Genomic DNA, 18,306 nt, shown 5'->3' on the forward strand with positions numbered 1-18,306 from the left:
CTCCCCCGCCTAGGCGTTCGGCCGCGCCGCGTCGGCCGCCGCCCTGGCCATGGCCTCCACCTGCGCGAGGAGCGGCATGGGGTCGGTGCCGACCGTGCCGGGCAGGAAGTCGGCGATCTTCTCCGGGGTCCACGCCCCGTCCGCGTACCCGGCGCGCAGCTCCCGCGGCTGCGCCCATACGGCGATCTTGGGCCCGGCGATCGTGTAGACCTGCCCGGTGATCTGCTCCTCGCGGGCCCGGTCGCTGAGCAGGTAGACGACGAGGGCCGCCACGTCTTGCGGCTCCCCGATCTCCGTCAGCTCCATGGGCACGTTCGCCGACATCCGCGTACGGGCGACCGGGGCCACCGCGTTGGCGCTCACCCCGTACTTGTGGAGGCCGAGCGCGGCGCTGCGGACCAGCGAGATGATCCCGCCTTTCGCGGCGCTGTAGTTGGGCTGCGCGACGGACCCCTGGTGGTTGCCGCTGGTGAAGCCGATCAGGGTGCCCGAGCCCTGCTTCCGCATGACCGCCGAGGCGGCCCGGAAGACGGTGAAGGTGCCCTTCAGGTGGGTGGCGACCACCGGGTCCCACTCCTCCTCCGACATGTTGAACAGCATCCGCTCGCGGAGGATGCCGGCGACGCACACGACGCCGTCGACGCGGCCGTACTCGGCGAGGGCGACGTCGACGAGCCGCTGCCCGCCCGCCATGGTGGAGATGTCGTCCGCGACGGCGACGGCCTCGCCGCCGGCGGCCTGGATCTCCTTGACCACGGCGGCGGCCACCTCGCTGGTCGGCTCGCCGCCCGCCACGGAGACGCCGTAGTCGTTGACGACGACCTGCGCGCCCTCGGCGGCCGCGGCGAGCGCGACGGCCCTGCCGATGCCGCGCCCGGCGCCGGTGACGGCCACCACCTTGCCTGCCAAGAAGTTCCCCACGCCGGCCCCTTCCCGCGGTTTCTGACGGACCGTTAGATTTTATGGCCCGTCGGACACCGGAAGACAAGCCCCGCGGAGGACTCATGTCACTGCCGGCCGCGTTCCACGAGATCGCCGCACGCGTGAACAACTGGGGGCGCTGGGGCGCCGACGACGAGATCGGCACGCTCAACCTCATCACCGACGACGTCGTACGGTCGGCCGCCGCCGAGGTCCGCTCCGGGCGCCGCGTCCCGCTCGCGCTGCCCCTGAAGGAGGACGGCGTGCAGACGGGCCTGATCCCCGGCCGCGTGAATCCCCTGCACGCCATGGTGCAGATCAACCAGGAGCTGTTCGGCCCGGGCACGGTCGCCACCAGCGACGACACGGTGACGATGGGGCTCCAGACGGCCACCCACTGGGACGCGCTCACCCACGTCTCGCACTCCGGGAAGATCTACAACGGCCGCCCCGCCGCCACCATCACCGCCCACACGGGCGCCCGGTTCAGCGGCATCGAGAAGGTCCCGTACATCGTCTCGCGCGGCGTCCTGCTGGACGTGGCCCGCGCCAAGGGGCTCGGCCGGCTGCCGGGTGATCACGCCGTGAGCCCCGAAGACCTGGACGAGGCGGCGGAGTTCGGCGGCGTCACGGTCCGCCGCGGCGACATCGCCCTCGTCCGCACCGGCCAGATCCAGGTCTACTTGGCGGGCGACCGGCACATGTACGGCCACCCGTCCCCCGGCCTCTCGGTGCGCACGCCGGAGTGGTTCCACGCCCGGGACGTGGCGGCGGTCGCCGGCGACACCCTGACCTTCGAGATCTTCCCGCCGGAGATCGAGGGCCTGTGGCTGCCCGTGCACGCGCTCCACCTGGTCGAGATGGGGCTGACGCAGGGGCAGAACTGGGATCTGGAGAAGTTGTCCACAGCCTGTGCGGAAGAGGGCCGTTACGCCTTCCTGCTCTCCGCCATGCCCGAGCCGTTCGTCGGCGGGACGGGGACGCCCGTGGCGCCGGTGGCGGTGCTGTGACGCCGCCGACCCTCGGCGGCGGGAAGGGCGGACGGAACGGCGGCGCGTCGGCTTCCGCCCCGAGCGCGATGCCGCGCGCCGCCATCCGGCTCGGCGCTCGACACTGCCCCTCATCACCCCGAGGGGACCGACGCCGACAACGCGACCCACATCTCGTCAAGGGCCTCCGTCACCGAGCGCCCTCGACGTCCCCTCGCGGCGAATCGCTGCACACAAGCGTGATCAATCGGACACGGTACGTCAACACCCTGCCGGGGATTAGCGGTCTATGCCCGATTTATCTCACCCGCGCACGGGCGCGCGCATCGTGGCACACGACGGCGCATCCGGGCTCAGGCCCGGAAGGACCCCTGCCGAGGCTTCAGGCGGCCTCAGACGGCGTCAGGCAGCCTCAGGCGGCGTCAGACGGCTTCGTACGCCACGTCGGCGTCGGCGTCCGTGTCGTCGTACGACGCCCCGTCGAAGGTCACCGCGGCGACCCCGGCGTCACACCGGTCGACCTCGCACCAGATGCTCTTGCCGCCGCCCTCGGGCTGCCAGCCCCAGCGGTCGGCGAGCCCGTCGACGAGTTCCAGGCCGCGGCCGTTGGTGTCGTCACCGTCCGCGTGCCGCTGCCGGGGCGGGCGGGCGCTGCGGTCGGCCACCTCCACCCGGACCGTCCCCGGCGCGTCGTCGGGCACCCCGGGCAGGCACATGCGCAGGACCGCCGGACAGCCCGTGTGCACCACGGCGTTGGTGACGAGTTCCGAGATCAGCAGGATCAGCGTCTCGGCCACCGGCTCGTCGGCTTCTATGCCCGAGCCCGCCAGTCGGGAACGGGCCCATCTCCTGGCCCGCCCCACCTCCGCGGGGTCGGCCCCGACCTCCAGCTGAACTTGAAGCACCTGCACCGCTCACACCATCCGAACCGGCGGACACATCGCCTCGCGACTCCACGGGGTCACGGAACGTGATCCCCTTGGGAGACAGCATGATTGACGTTCAGTCACCCCAACAAGCGCTTCGGGCATATTCCAGCGCGAAGGAGTACGCGTGCCGCATACTGTGCGACGCGTAACGCGGGGGGTCGAACAGACGGGCACGAGACCCGGTCCCGCACCGCGAGCGGCACGCATCGCCTGGCCCGGAGCCGCCGCGGGGGCGACACCGGGAGGGCTCGGTCTCAGAACCACTCGCATCTCACACAAGGTACTAGAGGCGGACACCGACTCCGTGCCGTGACGAGTCCCGCGCAGGACACAACCCGGTATCGGCGCTCCGTCAACACTGCGTAGCGTGACCATCCGCCGCCCCTCCCCCGTCACAGTGCGTCAGCGAGCGCCTCCTCGGCCTCGACGGTGCATTGTCCCAGCTCGGCGCGGACCCAGGCCCGCTTCAGATGCAGATGCACGTCCGACTCCCACGTGAACCCCATGCCGCCGTGCACCTGGAGACAGTCGCGGGCGTTGCGTACGGCGGCGTCGTCGGCCAGCAGCTTGGCGCCGCGGATCTCGCGCGTGTCCCCGGTCACGGCGGCGGCGTACACGGCGGCCCGGGCCACCTCGGCGCGCACCAGCATCCGCGCGCAGAGGTGCTGCACGGCCTGGAACGCCCCGATGGGCCGCCCGAATTGTTCCCGCCCGCGGGCATGGGTGACGGCCATGTCGCAGGTCCGGGCGGCGCTGCCGAGCTGCTCGGCGGCGTACAGCAGCGCGCCCCGGCCGGGGCGCGGCGGGCCGGGCACGCGGTGCAGCGGCGTCAGCGGGTCGACGGAGCGCAGGGCGACGGCCCCGCTCACGTCCCCCTGGACGGCGTCCGCCTCCGCCAGCCACGGCACGAGCGTCCCGTCGATGGCGGTGACGACGGTGTCCCCGGTCGCGGCGCCCTCCACCTCCCCCGCCGCCAGGAAGGACGCCACCGCGGGGCCGGGCAGCAGGGCCCGGCCCGCCTCCTCGAAGGCCAGTACGGCTTCCGGCAGCCCCAGTCCGACGCCCCCGCGCTCCTCGGGCAGGGCCAGGCAGAAGAAGCCGGCCTCGCCCAGCTCCTTCCACAGGGCCCGGTCGACGCGGTCCACAGAGTCGACGGTGTCCCGCAGACAGAACCGCCCCGCCAGGATGTCCCGCATCCCGGAACGCAAGGCACGCTGGTCGTCGCTGAGTTGGAAATCCATACCGTCCCTCACCGCCCCTTAGGGAGGCCGAGAATCCGCTCGGCCACGATGTTCCGCTGGATCTGCGAGGTCCCCGCGGCGATCGTGTACGACAGGGAGGACAGCCGGTCCAGGGTCCACGCGTGCCCGAGGTCCAGCGCACCCGCGCCGAGCACCTCGGCGGCGGCGTCGTACAGCTCCTGGCGGGCGTGCGAGTACCGCAGCTTGAAGACCGAGCCGCCCACCCCGGGCACCCCGCCCGTGCGCTGCGCCTCGCTCACGTTCCACTGCGTGAGCCGCCACAGCGCCGTGAACTCCGCCGCGAGCCGCCCGAGCCTGCGCCGCAGCGCCGTGTCGTCCCAGCGGCCGTTGGCGCGGGCCTCACGGGCGATCTCCCCGAGGACCCGGCGGCAGGCCACCACCTCCCCCACGAAGGCGGTGCCGCGCTCGTAGGAGAGGGTCACCATGGTCACGCGCCAGCCGTCGTTCTCGTCGCCGACGCGGTGGGCCACCGGCACCCGCACCTCGTCGAGGAACATCTCCGCGAACTCGGCCGACCCGGCCAGCGTCCGCAGCGGGCGCACGGTGATCCCGGGGGCGTCCATCGGCATCGCGAGCCAAGTGATGCCCCGGTGTCTGGGCACGGCCTCGCTCACCGGGGTCGTCCGGACAAGCAGCTCGCACCAGTCGGCGACCTCCGCGTGCGAGGTCCAGATCTTGGACCCGCTCACCACGTAGTGGTCGCCCTCGCGCCACGCGCGCGTGCGCAGCGACGCGAGGTCGGAGCCCGCGTCCGGTTCGCTGAACCCCTGGCACCACACCTCCTCGCCGCGCAGCACGGGCGGCAGCCACCGCGCGCGCTGCTCGGGGGTGCCTTCGGAGGCGATGGTGGGGCCCGCGTGCAACAGGCCGACGAAATTGGCGCCCACGTAGGGGGCGCCCGCCTGCTCGGTCTCCTCCAGGAAGATCAGCCGCTGTGTGGGAGAGGCGTCCCAGTGGACGTGGCCGTAGCCGGCGTCGTACAGCATGCGCTGCCAGGAGGTGTCGTACGCGCGCCGGGCGGGCCAGTCCTGCGGCGAGGGCCTGGCGGGGAGCTTCGGGAGCGCGGCCGCGAGCCACTCCCGCAGTCCCGCCCGGAAGGCTTCCTCCTCCTCGGTGTACGTGAGGTCCACGCGCGGCCTACTTGTCCAGGTCCAGGCCGAGCATGCGGATGGCGTTGCCGCGCATCAGCTTGTACGTCGTCTCGTCGTCGAGGCCCTTGACGTGGTCGAGGGCGACCTCCTTGGTGTGCGGGAAGGTCGAGTCGACGTGCGGGTAGTCGGTCTCGAAGGTGGCGTTGTCCCGGCCGACGACGTCCAGGGAGGCCACGCCGTGCTTGTCGCGGAAGAAGCAGCAGAAGATCTGCCGGTAGTAGTACGTCGACGGGGGCTCGGGGATCAGGTCCTTCACGCCGCCCCACGCGCGGTGCTCCTCCCACACGTCGTCGGCGCGCTCCAGGGCGTACGGAATCCAGCCCATCTGACCCTCCGAGTAGGCCAGTTTGAGCGCCGGGAACTTCACGAGGACGCCGCTGAAGAGGAAGTCCGTCATCGACGCCATGGCGTTGTTGAAGGAGAGCGCGGCCTGGACGGCGGGCGGGGCGTCCGGGGAGGCGGCGGGCATCTGGGAGGACGATCCGATGTGCATGTTCACGACCGTGCCGGTCTCCTGGCAGACCGCGAAGAACGGGTCCCAGTAGCCGGAGTGGATGGAGGGCAGCCCCAGGTGGGTCGGGATCTCGGAGAAGGTGACGGCGCGTACGCCGCGCGCCGCGTTCCGCCGGATCTCGGCGACCGCGAGGCCGATGTCCCACAGCGGGATGATGCAGAGCGGGATGAGCCGTCCGCCGCTGTCGCCGCACCACTCCTCGACCATCCAGTCGTTGTACGCGCGGACGCAGGCGAGGGCGACCTCCTTGTCGTGGGCCTCGGCGAAGGTCTGGCCGCAGAAGCGCGGGAAGGTGGGGAAGCACAGGGAGGCCTCGACGTGGTTGAGGTCCATGTCCGCGAGGCGGGCGACGGGGTCCCAGCAGCCGCGCCGCATCTCCTCGCGGGTGATGCCCTCCAGGGTCATGTCGTCGCGGTCGAAGCCGACGGCGGCGATGTTGCGCTTGTACGGGAACGTGAGGTCCTCGTAGATCCACCAGTCGGTGGGCGGCCCCTCGGGGTCCATGGTGATCCGGTACTTGCCGCCCACGTAGGCGAGTTCGCCGATCCCGGCGGTCAGGGGCTTGGGGCCGCGGTCGCGGTACTTGGCGGGCAGCCAGGTCTCGAAGAGGTGCGCGGGTTCGATCACGTGGTCGTCGACGCTGACGATCCGAGGCAGCTCGGTCATGGTGTCCCCTCCGTGCGAGAAAGGGGGTCATCCCTCCGGCGTCCCGGCTATCTGATGACCCGTCAGAAAGTAGGCTAGCCCCGCGCCTATGGACCGACAAGGCGCCGACGCCTACGCTCTGCGCACCATCTGACGAGTCATCAGTCACCTGGCCCGTCCGTCCGTTCCTGGCCGCCCGGGGGGGACCACATGAGCACCGCACGGCACGAGACCCCGTACGAACTGGGCGCCTCCCGCACGCTCTGGGAGCTGGTCGAGCGCCGCGCCGCCCTCACCCCCGACGCGCCCGTCCTCATCCAGGCCGCCCCCGACCCCGCCGACGACCGCACGCTCACCTTCGGTGCCCTGCGCGAGCGCGCCGAACGCGTCGCCGCCGGGCTGTACGGCATGGGGGTGCGCCCCGGCACCGTCGTCGCCTGGCAACTGCCCACCCGCGTCGAGACGGCCGTGCTCTCCTTCGCCCTGGCCCGCCTCGGCGCCGTCCAATCCCCGGTCATCCCCTTCTACCGCGAGCGCGAGGTCGGCTTCGCGCTCCGGAAGTCCCAGGCGGAGTTCTTCGCGGTGCCCGGGGTGTGGCGCGGCTTCGACCACACCCGGATGGCACGGCGGCTCGGCGCCAAGGGCGTCTTCGAGGCGTACGGGGAACTGCCCGACGCCGATCCGGCCGCCCTGCCCCCACCGCCCTCCGAGGGCACATCCGTCCGCTGGATCTACTGGACGTCCGGCACCACGTCCGACCCCAAGGGCGTCCTGCACACCGACCGCTCGCTGCTGGCGGGCGGCTCGTGCCTTGCCCACGCGCTGCGGCCGACGGCCGCGGACGTCGGCTCGATGGCCTTCCCGTACGCGCACATCGCGGGCCCCGACTACACGGTCATGCTGCTCCTGTACGGCTTCCCCGCGGTGATGTTCGAGCACTTCGCGCTGCCGGACGCGCTCGACGGCTACCGGCGGCACGGCGTGACCGTGGCGGGCGGGTCGACGGCCTTCTACTCGATGTTCCTGGCCGAGCAGCGCAAGCTGCCGCCGGGCGAGAAGGTCATCCCCACGCTGCGGCTCCTGGCGGGCGGCGGCGCGCCCAAGCCACCGGAGATCTACCACGCCGTCGTACGCGAGATGGGCTGCCGGCTCACCCACGGGTACGGCATGACCGAGGTCCCGATGATCACCATGGGCGACCCGGACGACACGGCCGAGAACCTGGCGACGACCGAGGGACGGCCCCCGGCCGGCATGGAGATCCGCGTCACCGGCACCGACGGCGAGGCGCTGCCCCCGGGCACGGACGGCGAGATACGGCTACGCGGAGAGGCGGTCTGCCAGGGCTATCTGGACCCGGCCCAGAACGCGCCCGCGTTCGACACCGACGGCTTCCTGATCACCGGCGACCTCGGCCACCTCACACCCAGCGGCCACCTGGTCCTCACCGGGCGGGCCAAGGACATCATCATCCGCAAGGGCGAGAACATCTCCGCCAAGGAGATCGAGGACCTGCTCCACCGGCATCCGGCCGTCGCCGACGCGGCGGTCGTCGGACTGCCCGACCCCGAGCGCGGGGAGCGGGTCTGCGCGGTCGTCGAACAGCGGCCGGGGAGGCCGGTGTTGACCCTGGACGCGGTCACCTCGTACCTGCGCGGGGAAGGCCTCGCCACCCACAAGCTGCCGGAACGGCTGGAGGTGGTCGAGGCCCTCCCCCGCAACGAGACGCTGCGCAAGGTCCTCAAGTACAAGCTGCGGGAGCGGTTCTCACCGGCCCGAGGCCGGTGACGGGGCCCTCACTCGGGGACCGTGAAGTACTGCGCGAACGCCCGCACGATCTCCTGCTCGGCGACCTTGCCGTCCCCGTCGGCGTCGAGCCCGGCGGCCGTCGTCGCCGCCAGCTCCTCGGGCACGCCGAGCGCCTTGAGCGCGCGCTGGACCTCGTCCGGGGCCACCGCCCCGTCGCCGTCGGAGTCCGCGATGCCGATCGCGGCGTGCAGGAAGGGCCGGGCGATCTCGCCGAACCGCTCCGGGTTGTCCCGCAGCCGCTTCACCGCGCCGCCCACGAACTCGCCCTGGGTGATCCGCTGGTCCCCGTCGCGGTCCGCGATCCCGGCCATGCCCTGCCAGAACGCCTCGGCGCCGATGTAGAGCGCCTGGCCCTTGTCGGACCGCGCCGTCACGCCGAACTCCTTGCACAGGGCGGCCGCCGCCGTGCTGAAGTCCTCACGGGAGATGTACTTGTTGCCGTCCTGGTCGAAGGTGGCGAACCGGGCGGCGATCCTACGCTCGTACTCGGCACTGTCCATGGTCTTCGGGCCGCCTCACTTCCGCGGGTTGGGTGCACGTCAGGGGGTGGGTACCCCGCCAGCGAGCGTACGTCGTCGAAGGGCACTCGGAGTGGTGATGTGCTGCACTGTCATCCGTGGAAGCGGTCGCGGCGAGTGTCATAGCGGTGTTGGGAACCCTGCTGGGCGCGGGAGTCACCCACTCCTTCCAGCGCAGGGCGCTCGAACGGACGGAGGAGTTCACCCGGAACGAGAAGTTGCGGCAGGAGCGGATCGACGCCTACAGCGCGTACGCGGGCGCGCTGGTCAACTACCGGCGGGTGCTGGTCGACCGCTGGTTCAGCAGGGAGGAGAACCGCGCCGAGGACAGCGAGGAGTCGCGCTTCCGTTCGTACGAGATGCGCTCCGAGGCCCAGCAGGCGCTGTTCAGGGTGCAGTTGCTGACCAGCGACGACGCCCTGGTGCGGCAGGCCTGGGAGACCCTCGACCACGTCTCCGACGTGCACAGGGCCGACGACCGCGACGGCCTCGCGGAGCGGCGCCGGGTCTCCCGTGACGCGATCAACGCCTTTGTGGCGGCGGCCAAGCGGCACGTCTGACAGGGGGTCGGCGAGCGCCGTCCCCCTCAGGCCGAGAGCGGCGTCGCCTCCTCGTCGAGGGCCGCCCCCACGTCCGGGAAGACCTCGAAGAGCCGGCGCACGCCGAGCGCCGCGAGGACGCGGTTGACATGGCTGCCGTCGACGGCGCCCTGCGCGGGCAGGATCAGCCGCAGCCGGCCCTGGCAGGAGCGGATCAGGCGGCGCGTGGCGATCAGCACACCGACGCCGCTGGAGTCGCAGAACAGCACGTCGGAGAGGTCCAGGACGACGCTGCGGCGGCCGTCCGCCACGGCGTCGTGCACGCGCTGGCGCAGCACGGGCGAGGTCAGCAGGTCCATCTCGCCGGACACGCGCAGCACGGCCCAGCCGGCCTCCTGGCCCACCGCCACCTTGAGCGTCACGCGCCACGCCTCTCGCTCGCCCTGATCCGGAAGCAGTCCTTACGTTTCGTTCTGCTTCGGCTGCCCCACCGCTTCTCCCATGAAACACCAGGGGCCCACCGTCAATATCATCCGGTGCCGGGTCAGCGGTGCGCTTTGCCGCAAACAGCAGTGAACTGTCAGTGGCCGCGACTACATTCGAGGCAGGCAGTACCGTCGGAGGGGGCCGACCGGGCGGACCGGTGCGGTGACGGCAGCAGTCGGAGCAGGGGCAAGCGCACGAGGGGGCCGCATGCCGAAGGACGCGCCGCGGCGCTGGGACCGCCGGATGCAGCAGCGCCTTGCGCATGGGGAGGCCGCCGCCCTGGCCGAGCTGTACGACCGCTTCGCCTCCCTCGTGCACGGCCTCGCCCACCGTGTCCTCGGGGACGAGAGCGGCGCCGACCGCATCACCCGCGAGGTCTTCGGCCACATCTGGGAGAACCCCGAGGCGTACGACCCGCGGCAGGGCCCGTTGCGCTCCTGGCTCGCCACGCGCACCCACCAGCGGGCCGTGCGCAGGCTCCGCCAGACCGAGGCCGCCGCCCTCGCCCGGGGTGGCGGCGGCACCACGGAGGACCTGGAGCGCAAGGTCCGCCGCGCCTCCGTGGCGGCCCGTGCCGACTACATCGTCACGGCGATGCCCGCCCCGCTGCGGGCCGCCCTGGAGCTGGCGTACTTCCAGCGGCGCGACTACCGCCAGACGGCGGCCGACCTCGGCGTCACGGAGGACGAGGCCCGGCGCAGGCTCCGCCTCGGCCTCCAGCTCCTGTCGACGGCCAACGACGCGAGCCCGGCCTCCGGCACCTCGCGCGATCACGGGAGCGCGCGGTGACCGCCACCGACCGCCCGGACCCGCCCGAGGACCCGGACACCCCCGGCACCACCGACCGCCACGACAGCCCGCGCATACCGCTGCCGCGCTCCTCCATGGAGGACCCCGGGCATCCACTGCCGGACGCACCGGGGGAACGGAAGGCGCAGCTTCCCTCGGAGCGGTCAGCGCCTTCCCCGGAGCACGCCCCGCCCCTCCTCCTGGAACACCGCGTCCTGAAGTCGCTGCTCGGGGCCTGGGCGCTTGCCGCGTGTTCCGGGGAGGAGGCCGCCGCCGTCGAGGAGCATCTCGGTGAGTGCGGGCCCTGCGCGGAGGAGGCGTTGCGGCTGCGGGACGCCGTCGGGCTGCTGCATCCGGAGGAGAGCCTCGACCTCGACCCCGGGCTGCGTTCCCGGGTCCTGGAGAGCTGTCTCGGCCGCCGTCCTCCGCGCATCCCGGTGCCCGAGTGGGCCGTGCCCTACGACGCGGAGACCGCGCGCCTCGACGCCCTGCTGCGGGACATCGGCGACTCCGAGTGGCACGCCCCGGTGCGGCTGCGCTGGTTCGAGGGGGACGGTCAGGTGAACAGGAAGACCACCGTGGCCGGCGTCATCGCCCATCTCCTCGCCGTCGACGGCCTGGTCGGGCTCGCCCTCGGCCTCGACGACCCGCTGGGCCCGGGCGCCGGGGACCCGCGGCTCCCGGCCCACCGCACCGAGGCGTACTGGCAGGCGTCGCGCCTGCCGCCCACCCGCGCGGTGCGCGGCCCCTGGCGGGACCAGACGCACGAGGTCGTCCGCACGGTCTCCTTCGCGGGCGACGGCTCGGGCCGGCTCCCCGTGCCGTACGGGACGGTGCCCGCGCCGCCCGGCGAAGGGGCGGGGCAGAAGATCGAACTGCCGCTGCGGGACGCCATGGTGGACCGCGCCTTCGAGTGCTGGATTCACGCGGACGACATCGCCGAGGCCGTCGACTACCCCTACGAACCGCCCTCGCCCCGGCACCTCCACCGCATGATCGACCTCGCCGCCCGGATGCTCCCGGGCACGCTGGCCGGCCGCCGCCGCTCCGGGCTGGCCGCGCCGCCCCGCGACCTGGTGGCGGCGGGCGCGCCGGGCCGCAGCCTGCGCCTGGAGATCGAGGGTCTCGGCGGCGGTGAGTGGTTCATCGCGCTGGACTCGCCGGGAGCCGACGCGTCGGCCGAGCGGGAGGTGGCCCATGTGGCGCTGGACGGTGTCGAGTTCTGCCGCCTGGCCGCGGGCCACGTCTCGCCGGTGGAGGCCGCCGCGGGCCAGGGCGGCGACCGCGAGGCGATCCGCGACGTCCTGTTCGCGGCGGCGTCACTGAGCCGGCTGTGAGGCCCGCGGCCCGACCCGACGGCTAGGCGAAGACGACCGTCCGCCGCCCGTTCAGCAGAATCCGCCGCTCCGCATGCCACTTCACGGCCCGCGCCAGCGCCTGGCACTCCACGTCACGCCCGATCGCGACCAGCTGGTCCGGCGTCACGCCGTGGCCGACGCGCTCGACCTCCTGCTCGATGATCGGCCCCTCGTCGAGGTCGGCCGTCACATAGTGCGCGGTGGCCCCGATCAGCTTCACACCGCGCGCGTGCGCCTGGTGGTACGGCTTCGCGCCCTTGAAGCTCGGCAGGAACGAGTGGTGGATGTTGATGATCCGCCCGCTCAGCTCCTTGCACAGGTCGTCCGAGAGGACCTGCATGTACCGGGCGAGGACGACCAGCTCGACCTCCTCCGCCCGCACGATCTCCAGGAGCCGCGCCTCGGCCTGCGGCTTGTTCTCGCGCGTCACCGGGATGTGGTGGAAGGGGATGTCGTACGAGGCGACCAGCTCGGCGAAGTCGGTGTGGTTGGAGACGACGGCGGCGATCTCCACCGGCAGCGCGCCGATCCGCGAGCGGAACAGCAGGTCGTTCAGGCAGTGCCCGAACTTCGACACCAGCAGGACGACCCGCATCTTCTCGTCGGCGCGGTGGATCTGCCAGTCCATGTGGAAGGAGTCGCCGATCGCCGCGAAGCTCGCCCGCAGCTTGTCGACGGTCACCGGCGCCTCGGCGGAGAAGTGGACGCGCATGAAGAACAGCCCGGTGTCGTGGTCACCGAACTGCTGGCTGTCCTCGATGTTGCAGCCGGTCATGAAGAGGTAACTCGACACGGCGTGCACGATGCCCTGCTTGTCGGGGCAGGAGAGGGTGAGGACGTACTGCTCAGCGGGGGCGGCGGGGGCGACGGACTGCTCGTTCATGCGCCCAAGGTTCCCATATGCGACGGCCGCCGCGGACCGGCGTCCCGCAGGACGGAACGTCCGTCTCAGGCCGCCCTGGTCATGATCCGCAGGACTTCCAGCGTGCGCGGCGGGACGTCGGGGTCCTCGCCGTCCCCGGCCGAGAGGCGCACGTGCGCGTCCCGCGCCGCCCGCACGGCGTCGGGCCAGCCCGGGTGCTCCAGGTAGACGGAGACCTGCGCGTCGGGGCCGACCTCGTGCATGATCCGCAGGACCCGCAGCACGGCCGTGTCGACGAGGGCCGCCTCCTGCGAGTCCCGGAAGATCGTGCCGACGTACTTCTCGGCGGACCAGTTGTCGAGCCAGGTGTCCTCGACGAGCCGGTAGACGGCGTCGGTCACGTCCCCGTACTCCTCGCGCCCCGCGAGCCAGCACTCCCGCTGGAACGTGGGGTCGGAGAGCATGTGCAGCGCCGAGCGCACGTTGCTGCGCCAGCGCCACCACGGCATGTCGTTGGTCGGCATGCCCCCCATGGTGCTGGAGCGACGGCCGCGACGGGAAGTGTTCTCCGAACCTTGCACGGTCATCGATCGTACGTTCCCACTTCATGCACGCGAACCGGCCCCCGCCCGTTCACCTTCATGTCACGGTCCGTTGAGAACGCGTCACTCCACGGTTGGCCCGTCCCAGGAATCGTGCGGGGACATGACCGGCCGGCGACGCCCCACCCCCTCCCGCCCCTCCCGAACCGCGGCTCTCGCCCTGGCAGCGGCGGTGTGCACGTCCCTGACCGCCGGCTGCGGGGTCATCCCCGGCACCGCCGACAGCGGCAAGGACGACCCCATCACCGTCATGACCTGGGCGCCCGAGAAGACCAAGGCCACCAACAAGCCCGGCGTCCCCGCGATGGCGCAGGCCTATGCGCGCTGGGTCAACGCGCACGGCGGCATCGACGGCCGCGAGCTGAAGGTCCTGACCTGCAACGACCACAACGATTCGGCGGGCGCCGCCGACTGCGCGCGCAAGGCGGTCGACCAGGACGTGGCGGCGGTCGTCGGCGCGTACAGCCAGCACGGCCGGTCCTTCCTCGGGCCGCTGGAGGTCGCGGGCATCCCCTACATCGGCGGCTACGGCGTCACCGACGACGAGTTCAGCAGCCCCCTGTCCTACCCCGTCAACGGCGGCGAACCCGCCCTCCTCGCGGGCAACGGCCGCCAGCTCGCCGCCCGCTGCGACCGCGTCTCCCTCGTACGCCCCGACACGCTCGCCGGCGACGAGCTGCCCAAGCTGCTCAACTCCGGGCTGCGCGACGGCCACCACAAGCCCGTCGCGGACATACGGGCCCCCGAGGACGGCACCGACCTCACCCCGCAGGCCGAGCAGGCCCTCAAGCACGCGGGCGCGAAGGACGGCTGCGTGACGGCCGCGCTCGGGGCCCGTACCGACACCTTCTACGACTCGTTCCGCCGCACCAGGGCCGACTATCCGCCGGTACGGATCTCCTCCGTGCTCGGCAGCGTCGACCAGTCGCTCGTCGACCGCACCGGCGGCGCGAGCGGCCCCTACGAAGGGGCGTACGTCACCGGCTGGTATCCCGCGTCGGGCGATCCGCGCTGGTCCCAGATGCGCGAGGTCATCCGCGAGCAGGCGTTCGGCGACAACCGGGTCGACCCGGCCGACGCGGGCGTGCAGACGACGTGGATCGCGTACACCGTCCTGAAGCGGGCCGTCGAGTCGCTGAACGGCGGCAAGGTCACCGCCCACGCGCTGCGCCGCGCCCTGGACGGCGGTCTGCGGGTCGGGACGGGCGGCCTCACGCCGCCGCTGAGCTGGCGCTTCGAGGACCTGATCGCGGCCAGCGAGTACCCGCGCCTGATCAACTCCGGCGTCACGTTCCAGGTGGTGCGCGACGGGCGGCTCGTCCCGGCGCGCAAGGGCTTCGTGGACGTGGAGGCGACGCTGGAGTCGGCGTAGCCGCGCACCGGCGCGGCCCACGCCGTCACGTCACAGCTGGGTCTTGTCGCGCGTGGTCAGGCCGTACTTGCGGGCGATGGGGTTCCAGGCACCGGCGGCCTGCTCCTTGGCGGTGGTCGCCGCGTTGGACTGCCGGTTGCCCGCGGCGGTCTGCGGGGTGACGCGGGCGTGGCCCTTCTTGCAGCCCTTCCTGCCCGCCACCTGGTCCGCCCACGCGGCGTAGTGGTTGTCGGCGGCCGCGGACGCCTTCCACGCCTTGTTGAGGGAGGCGGTGAGGTGGTCGTTGGCGGGGAGCTTGTCGACCTTCAGCGCGGCGAGGCGGGTGACCAGGCCGTTGCGCTGCTTGGCCGCCGCGCGCAGGTCCTTCGCGGACTGGCCGAGGTTCTGGCACTTGCCGACATTGCGTACGGCGGCGATGACCATGTCACGGCTGTTGTTGCTGTCGGCCAGCAGCTTGTCCAGGGCGACCGCCTGGCCCTTGACCGGGTCGGCGGTCGGCGAGGGGCGCTCGTCGGCGGGGGCCGAGGCGGAGACCGGCTTGCCGTCGGCCTCCGGGTCCTCGTCACCGCCGCCACCGCTCAGGAGCGCGCCCGCGCCGACGCCGAGGACGGCGATGCCGATGCCGACGGCGGCGATGAGCGGCACCTTCGAGCCGGTACGGGTGCGGCGTCCGCCGTGGCCGCCCGCGCGCGCCGGGGCCGGGGCGGGGGCGGCGGCGGGACCCGGGGCCTCGAAGCGGGGCATCTGCTGCGTCGAGGCGGGGCCCTCGGCCTCCGGCTCGGTGCGGAAGAGGCTGTCGAACTCGGCGGGCGGCTGCCGGTCGCCGGGGGCTCCGGGGCGGATGCCGTAGGGCGCCTTGGCCGGCTCGGGCGGCGGCGCGCCGTGCCCGGCGGGGCCGCTGCCGGGGGCGTCGCCGCCGGGGATGGGCGCGATGTACTGCGTGGGTTCACTGTCGGACGCGGGGGCGGGCATGGGCGCCTGCGCGCGGCCGAGGAACTGCGTGGCGTCGGATGTGGGGGCCTCGGGCGGCAGCGCGCCGGGGCTCACCTGCGGTATGTACTGCGTGGCCCCCTCGTCGGCGCCGCCCGGTATGCCGGGTATGGGCGCCATGTACTGCGTGGCCTCGGCGTCGGAACCCGTGCCGGGCGCGGCGACAGGAGGCAGCGGCGCGCCGCCGCCCTGCCCGAGAGGCGGCAACGGCATCCGCTGCCCGCCCTGCTCCGGCTGCCCCCCGTGGCCCTGCTGACCACCGTGCCCTTGCTGGGCGCCGTATCCCTGCTGGGCGCCGTACTGCTGCTGGGTCCCGTACCCCTGCTGACCGCCGTACGAGGCGCCGCCCTGACCGCCGTACGAAGAAGCGTCGCCCTGAACGCCGTAGGCACCCTGGCCCGGCTGCTGGGCGTACCCCTGTCCTCCGTACGAGGCGTCCGTGTCCTCCGGGGGCAGGGGCATGGCCGGGGGCTGCGGGGCGTCCCACGGGCGGCCGGGGGCGGTCTGCGGCGGGCCCGCCGTCTCAGGCCCCCAGGGCCGGTCCCAGGGGCTGCCCTCCGCGGGGGTGGCGTGCTGCCCCGCGGTGCCGGGCAGCAGCGGTTCGCTGCCGTCCGCGGGCAGCACGACGCCCTCGTGGGCGGGCCGGGCCGCGGGCTGCCGCGGATCGGAGGAAGCAGCGCCCTGACCGCTGTGCTGCGTCACCGGGACTCCTACGTATGGGGGACCTACGGAACCGTCGGCTCACGCTACCGGGTCGCCGCAGCCCTCTGCCACGCAGCTCAAAGTTATGTCTCCTGCCCAGTGCCGGAAGTAACAAAACCTCCCGCCCTGACGCTGATAGGAGCCCGCGCGTCACGCCGCCTGGACGTCGGCCCGCGCCCCGAACTCCCGCACCACCGCCTCCTCCCGGTACGGCTCGAGACGCTGCTGGAAGTCCTCCAGGTACTCCGCGCCGCGGTTCGAGCGGAGCGTGCCCAGCAGTTCGACGGCCTGCATGCCCGTATGGCAGGCCTGTTCCACCTCGCGGCGCTGCACCTGTGCCGTGGCGAGCAGGACCAGGCCGATCGCCCGGCGCCTGGCCCGCGTCGGCGGGTGCCCGTCCAGGGACTCCTGCGCGCTGCGCGCCGCCGCGTCCGCCTGCCCCAGGTCACGGTGACAATGCGCCATTTCATCGGCCAGATACGCGTGGTCGAAGTGCTGGATCCACACCGGGTCGTCCCCGGAGTCCCCCTCGGCCGCGGCCCGGTCCATGGCCTCGACCGCGCGGCCCGCCACGGCCTGCGTGGCCCGCGCGTCGCCGAGCAGCGCGTGGCCGCGCGCCTCGGCCGCGTAGAACATCGCCTCCGCCCGGGGCGTGACCCGCCCGCGGGTGCCCTCCTGCGCGGCCCGCGCCAGCTGCGCGATCTCGCGCGGATTGCCGAGCTGGGCGGCGAGGTGGCTCATCGACGCCGCCAGCACATAGCCGCCGTACCCGCGGTCCCCGGCCGCCTGGGCGAGCCGCAGGGCCTGGATGTAGTAGCGCTGGGCGAGACCCGGCTGGCCCGTGTCCACGGCCATGTAACCGGCCAGCTCCGTCAACCGGGCGACGGCGGCGAACAGTTCGCGGCCGACCGCCTCGCGGTAGGAGCCCGCGAGCAGCCCGGAGACCACGGAGTTGAGGTAGTGCACGACGACGGGCCGCACATGGCCACTGCCGTACTGGTGGTCGAGCCGGGTCAGCGCCTCCGTCATCGCCTTGACGGCCGCCACGTCCGCCATGCCGACGCGCGGCCCGGCGGTCCGCCCGACCTGCGGGTCCGGCGCGGAGATCAGCCAGTCGCGGCTGGGCTCCACGAGCGCGGAGGCGGCCACGGTCGAGCCGGAGAGGAAGTCGCGGCGGCCCACGTCGCTGCGCCACAGCTCGCAGACCTGCTCGATGGCGCCGAGGACGGTCGGCGAGAACTGCAGTCCCACGCCCGAGGCGAGGTTCTTGCCGTTCGCCATGCCGATCTCGTCGATGGTGACGGTCCGGCCCAGCTTGCGGCCGAGCGCCTCCGCGATGATGCCGGGTGCCCGGCCGCGCGGCTGCTGCCCGCGCAGCCAGCGGGCCACCGACGTCTTGTCGTAGCGCAGATCGAGACCGTGCTCCGCGCCGCACATGTTGACCCTGCGGGCGAGGCCGGCGTTGGAGCAGCCGGCTTCCTGGATGAGCGCTTGCAGCCGTTCGTTGGGCTGCCGCGCGACGAGTGGCCTTGCGGCCATGGCGTACCCCCTGTGTGCACCGTTGACCATCGGGAACGAGGCGGCCGTCGAGGCCGACCCACGACGATCAATGCCCTGGGGGCAAATCGAAGATGCGCCACGAAAGAGGCAAAAGAAGCCATAAGAACGATAAGCCGGACCTGCCGCTCCGAGACTTCTCCGGGGCTTCCTCCGGCTTTCTTCGAGACTTCCTCGGCTGTTCCTACGAGCTTCCCCCGGGGCCTCCTCCGAGGCGTTCTCCGATTGCCCTTGACCTGGCTACCCGCACATGGATGCCATTTCCCCCGTGCGCCCCCGCCCGTGCACCCATGCGCCCCGCTCGCAGGATC

General features: G+C 72.8%; 17 protein-coding genes. 6 read left to right on the forward strand and 11 right to left on the reverse strand.

Going from position 1 to position 18,306, the window contains the following annotated elements; all coding sequences use genetic code 11:
• Positions 1-9: 9 nt before the first annotated feature.
• Positions 10-921, reverse strand: a complete 912-nt coding sequence (locus J2N69_RS15650) for an SDR family NAD(P)-dependent oxidoreductase (RefSeq protein ID WP_230901318.1) — start codon at positions 919-921, stop codon at positions 10-12.
• An 83-nt stretch (positions 922-1,004) separates the two neighbouring features.
• Here J2N69_RS15650 and J2N69_RS15655 point away from each other — a divergent pair, with 83 nt between their 5' ends.
• Positions 1,005-1,931, forward strand: coding sequence for a cyclase family protein (locus tag J2N69_RS15655; protein WP_230901319.1), 927 nt, complete (start codon positions 1,005-1,007; stop codon positions 1,929-1,931).
• 401 nt (positions 1,932-2,332) lie between these two features.
• On the opposite strand, the gene J2N69_RS15660 is transcribed toward J2N69_RS15655, so the two are convergent.
• From J2N69_RS15660 to J2N69_RS15675, 4 genes are all read right to left on the reverse strand, one after another.
• Complete coding sequence (locus J2N69_RS15660; protein ID WP_127908641.1) at positions 2,333-2,821, reverse strand: ATP-binding protein; 489 nt, start codon at positions 2,819-2,821, stop codon at positions 2,333-2,335.
• 410 nt (positions 2,822-3,231) lie between these two features.
• Positions 3,232-4,080 (reverse strand): acyl-CoA dehydrogenase family protein, encoded by an 849-nt coding sequence (locus J2N69_RS15665; protein ID WP_230901320.1) that lies wholly within the window; start codon positions 4,078-4,080, stop codon positions 3,232-3,234.
• A gap of 8 nt (positions 4,081-4,088) precedes the next feature.
• The gene (locus J2N69_RS15670; RefSeq protein WP_230901321.1) at positions 4,089-5,231 is read right to left on the reverse strand and encodes an acyl-CoA dehydrogenase family protein; all 1,143 of its coding nucleotides are present in this window, start codon (positions 5,229-5,231) and stop codon (positions 4,089-4,091) included.
• A 7-nt stretch (positions 5,232-5,238) separates the two neighbouring features.
• On the reverse strand, positions 5,239-6,432 hold the full coding sequence (locus tag J2N69_RS15675; protein WP_230901322.1) for an amidohydrolase family protein: 1,194 nt from the start codon (positions 6,430-6,432) through the stop codon (positions 5,239-5,241).
• Between the two features lie 189 nt (positions 6,433-6,621).
• Between J2N69_RS15675 and J2N69_RS15680 the strand changes: the two genes are divergently transcribed.
• Positions 6,622-8,199, forward strand: a complete 1,578-nt coding sequence (locus J2N69_RS15680; protein ID WP_230901323.1) for a class I adenylate-forming enzyme family protein — start codon at positions 6,622-6,624, stop codon at positions 8,197-8,199.
• Between the two features lie 8 nt (positions 8,200-8,207).
• Here J2N69_RS15680 and J2N69_RS15685 read toward each other — a convergent pair whose 3' ends face one another.
• Positions 8,208-8,720 (reverse strand): EF-hand domain-containing protein, encoded by a 513-nt coding sequence (locus J2N69_RS15685; RefSeq protein ID WP_230901324.1) that lies wholly within the window; start codon positions 8,718-8,720, stop codon positions 8,208-8,210.
• 116 nt (positions 8,721-8,836) lie between these two features.
• Between J2N69_RS15685 and J2N69_RS15690 the strand changes: the two genes are divergently transcribed.
• Positions 8,837-9,298 (forward strand): hypothetical protein, encoded by a 462-nt coding sequence (locus J2N69_RS15690; protein WP_230901325.1) that lies wholly within the window; start codon positions 8,837-8,839, stop codon positions 9,296-9,298.
• Between the two features lie 26 nt (positions 9,299-9,324).
• Here J2N69_RS15690 and J2N69_RS15695 read toward each other — a convergent pair whose 3' ends face one another.
• Positions 9,325-9,699 carry an STAS domain-containing protein gene (locus J2N69_RS15695; protein ID WP_230901326.1) on the reverse strand — a complete coding sequence of 125 codons (375 nt, stop codon included), beginning with the start codon at positions 9,697-9,699 and terminating at the stop codon, positions 9,325-9,327.
• Positions 9,700-9,970: 271 nt separating this feature from the next.
• On the opposite strand from J2N69_RS15695, the gene J2N69_RS15700 reads away from it, so the two are divergent.
• Both J2N69_RS15700 and J2N69_RS15705 read left to right on the forward strand, forming a co-directional pair.
• Positions 9,971-10,552: a sigma-70 family RNA polymerase sigma factor gene (locus tag J2N69_RS15700; RefSeq protein ID WP_230901327.1), complete on the forward strand. Its 582-nt coding sequence runs from the start codon at positions 9,971-9,973 to the stop codon at positions 10,550-10,552.
• Positions 10,549-11,889, forward strand: coding sequence for a zf-HC2 domain-containing protein (locus J2N69_RS15705; RefSeq protein WP_230901328.1), 1,341 nt, complete (start codon positions 10,549-10,551; stop codon positions 11,887-11,889). The genes J2N69_RS15700 and J2N69_RS15705 overlap by 4 nt, the downstream gene beginning before the upstream one ends.
• A 22-nt stretch (positions 11,890-11,911) precedes the next feature.
• On the opposite strand, the gene purU is transcribed toward J2N69_RS15705, so the two are convergent.
• Complete coding sequence (purU, locus tag J2N69_RS15710; RefSeq protein ID WP_205038656.1) at positions 11,912-12,793, reverse strand: formyltetrahydrofolate deformylase; 882 nt, start codon at positions 12,791-12,793, stop codon at positions 11,912-11,914.
• 65 nt (positions 12,794-12,858) lie between these two features.
• Positions 12,859-13,359: an SCO4402 family protein gene (locus tag J2N69_RS15715; RefSeq protein WP_127908631.1), complete on the reverse strand. Its 501-nt coding sequence runs from the start codon at positions 13,357-13,359 to the stop codon at positions 12,859-12,861.
• A 118-nt stretch (positions 13,360-13,477) separates the two neighbouring features.
• Between J2N69_RS15715 and J2N69_RS15720 the strand changes: the two genes are divergently transcribed.
• On the forward strand, positions 13,478-14,746 hold the full coding sequence (locus J2N69_RS15720; protein ID WP_230901329.1) for an ABC transporter substrate-binding protein: 1,269 nt from the start codon (positions 13,478-13,480) through the stop codon (positions 14,744-14,746).
• Positions 14,747-14,776: 30 nt separating this feature from the next.
• On the opposite strand, the gene J2N69_RS15725 is transcribed toward J2N69_RS15720, so the two are convergent.
• Positions 14,777-16,438 (reverse strand): hypothetical protein, encoded by a 1,662-nt coding sequence (locus J2N69_RS15725; protein ID WP_230901330.1) that lies wholly within the window; start codon positions 16,436-16,438, stop codon positions 14,777-14,779.
• A gap of 150 nt (positions 16,439-16,588) precedes the next feature.
• Positions 16,589-17,977, reverse strand: a complete 1,389-nt coding sequence (locus J2N69_RS15730) for a transcriptional regulator (protein WP_230901331.1) — start codon at positions 17,975-17,977, stop codon at positions 16,589-16,591.
• Positions 17,978-18,306 lie beyond the last annotated feature (329 nt).

This window comes from Streptomyces huasconensis, from assembly GCF_021028635.1.
Lineage (GTDB): Bacteria > Actinomycetota > Actinomycetes > Streptomycetales > Streptomycetaceae > Streptomyces > Streptomyces huasconensis.

What these genes read in the sequence shown, in the direction of transcription:
- J2N69_RS15720 (WP_230901329.1), top strand. Translation starts at nt 13,478, where the DNA reads ATGACCGGCCGGCGACGCCCCACCCCCTCCCGCCCCTCCCGAACCGCG.
- J2N69_RS15715 (WP_127908631.1), bottom strand. Translation starts at nt 13,359, where the DNA reads ATGACCGTGCAAGGTTCGGAGAACACTTCCCGTCGCGGCCGTCGCTCC.
- J2N69_RS15700 (WP_230901327.1), top strand. Translation starts at nt 9,971, where the DNA reads ATGCCGAAGGACGCGCCGCGGCGCTGGGACCGCCGGATGCAGCAGCGC.
- J2N69_RS15685 (WP_230901324.1), bottom strand. Translation starts at nt 8,720, where the DNA reads ATGGACAGTGCCGAGTACGAGCGTAGGATCGCCGCCCGGTTCGCCACC.
- J2N69_RS15730 (WP_230901331.1), bottom strand. Translation starts at nt 17,977, where the DNA reads ATGGCCGCAAGGCCACTCGTCGCGCGGCAGCCCAACGAACGGCTGCAA.
- J2N69_RS15665 (WP_230901320.1), bottom strand. Translation starts at nt 4,080, where the DNA reads ATGGATTTCCAACTCAGCGACGACCAGCGTGCCTTGCGTTCCGGGATG.
- purU (WP_205038656.1), bottom strand. Translation starts at nt 12,793, where the DNA reads ATGAACGAGCAGTCCGTCGCCCCCGCCGCCCCCGCTGAGCAGTACGTC.
- J2N69_RS15675 (WP_230901322.1), bottom strand. Translation starts at nt 6,432, where the DNA reads ATGACCGAGCTGCCTCGGATCGTCAGCGTCGACGACCACGTGATCGAA.
- J2N69_RS15680 (WP_230901323.1), top strand. Translation starts at nt 6,622, where the DNA reads ATGAGCACCGCACGGCACGAGACCCCGTACGAACTGGGCGCCTCCCGC.
- J2N69_RS15655 (WP_230901319.1), top strand. Translation starts at nt 1,005, where the DNA reads ATGTCACTGCCGGCCGCGTTCCACGAGATCGCCGCACGCGTGAACAAC.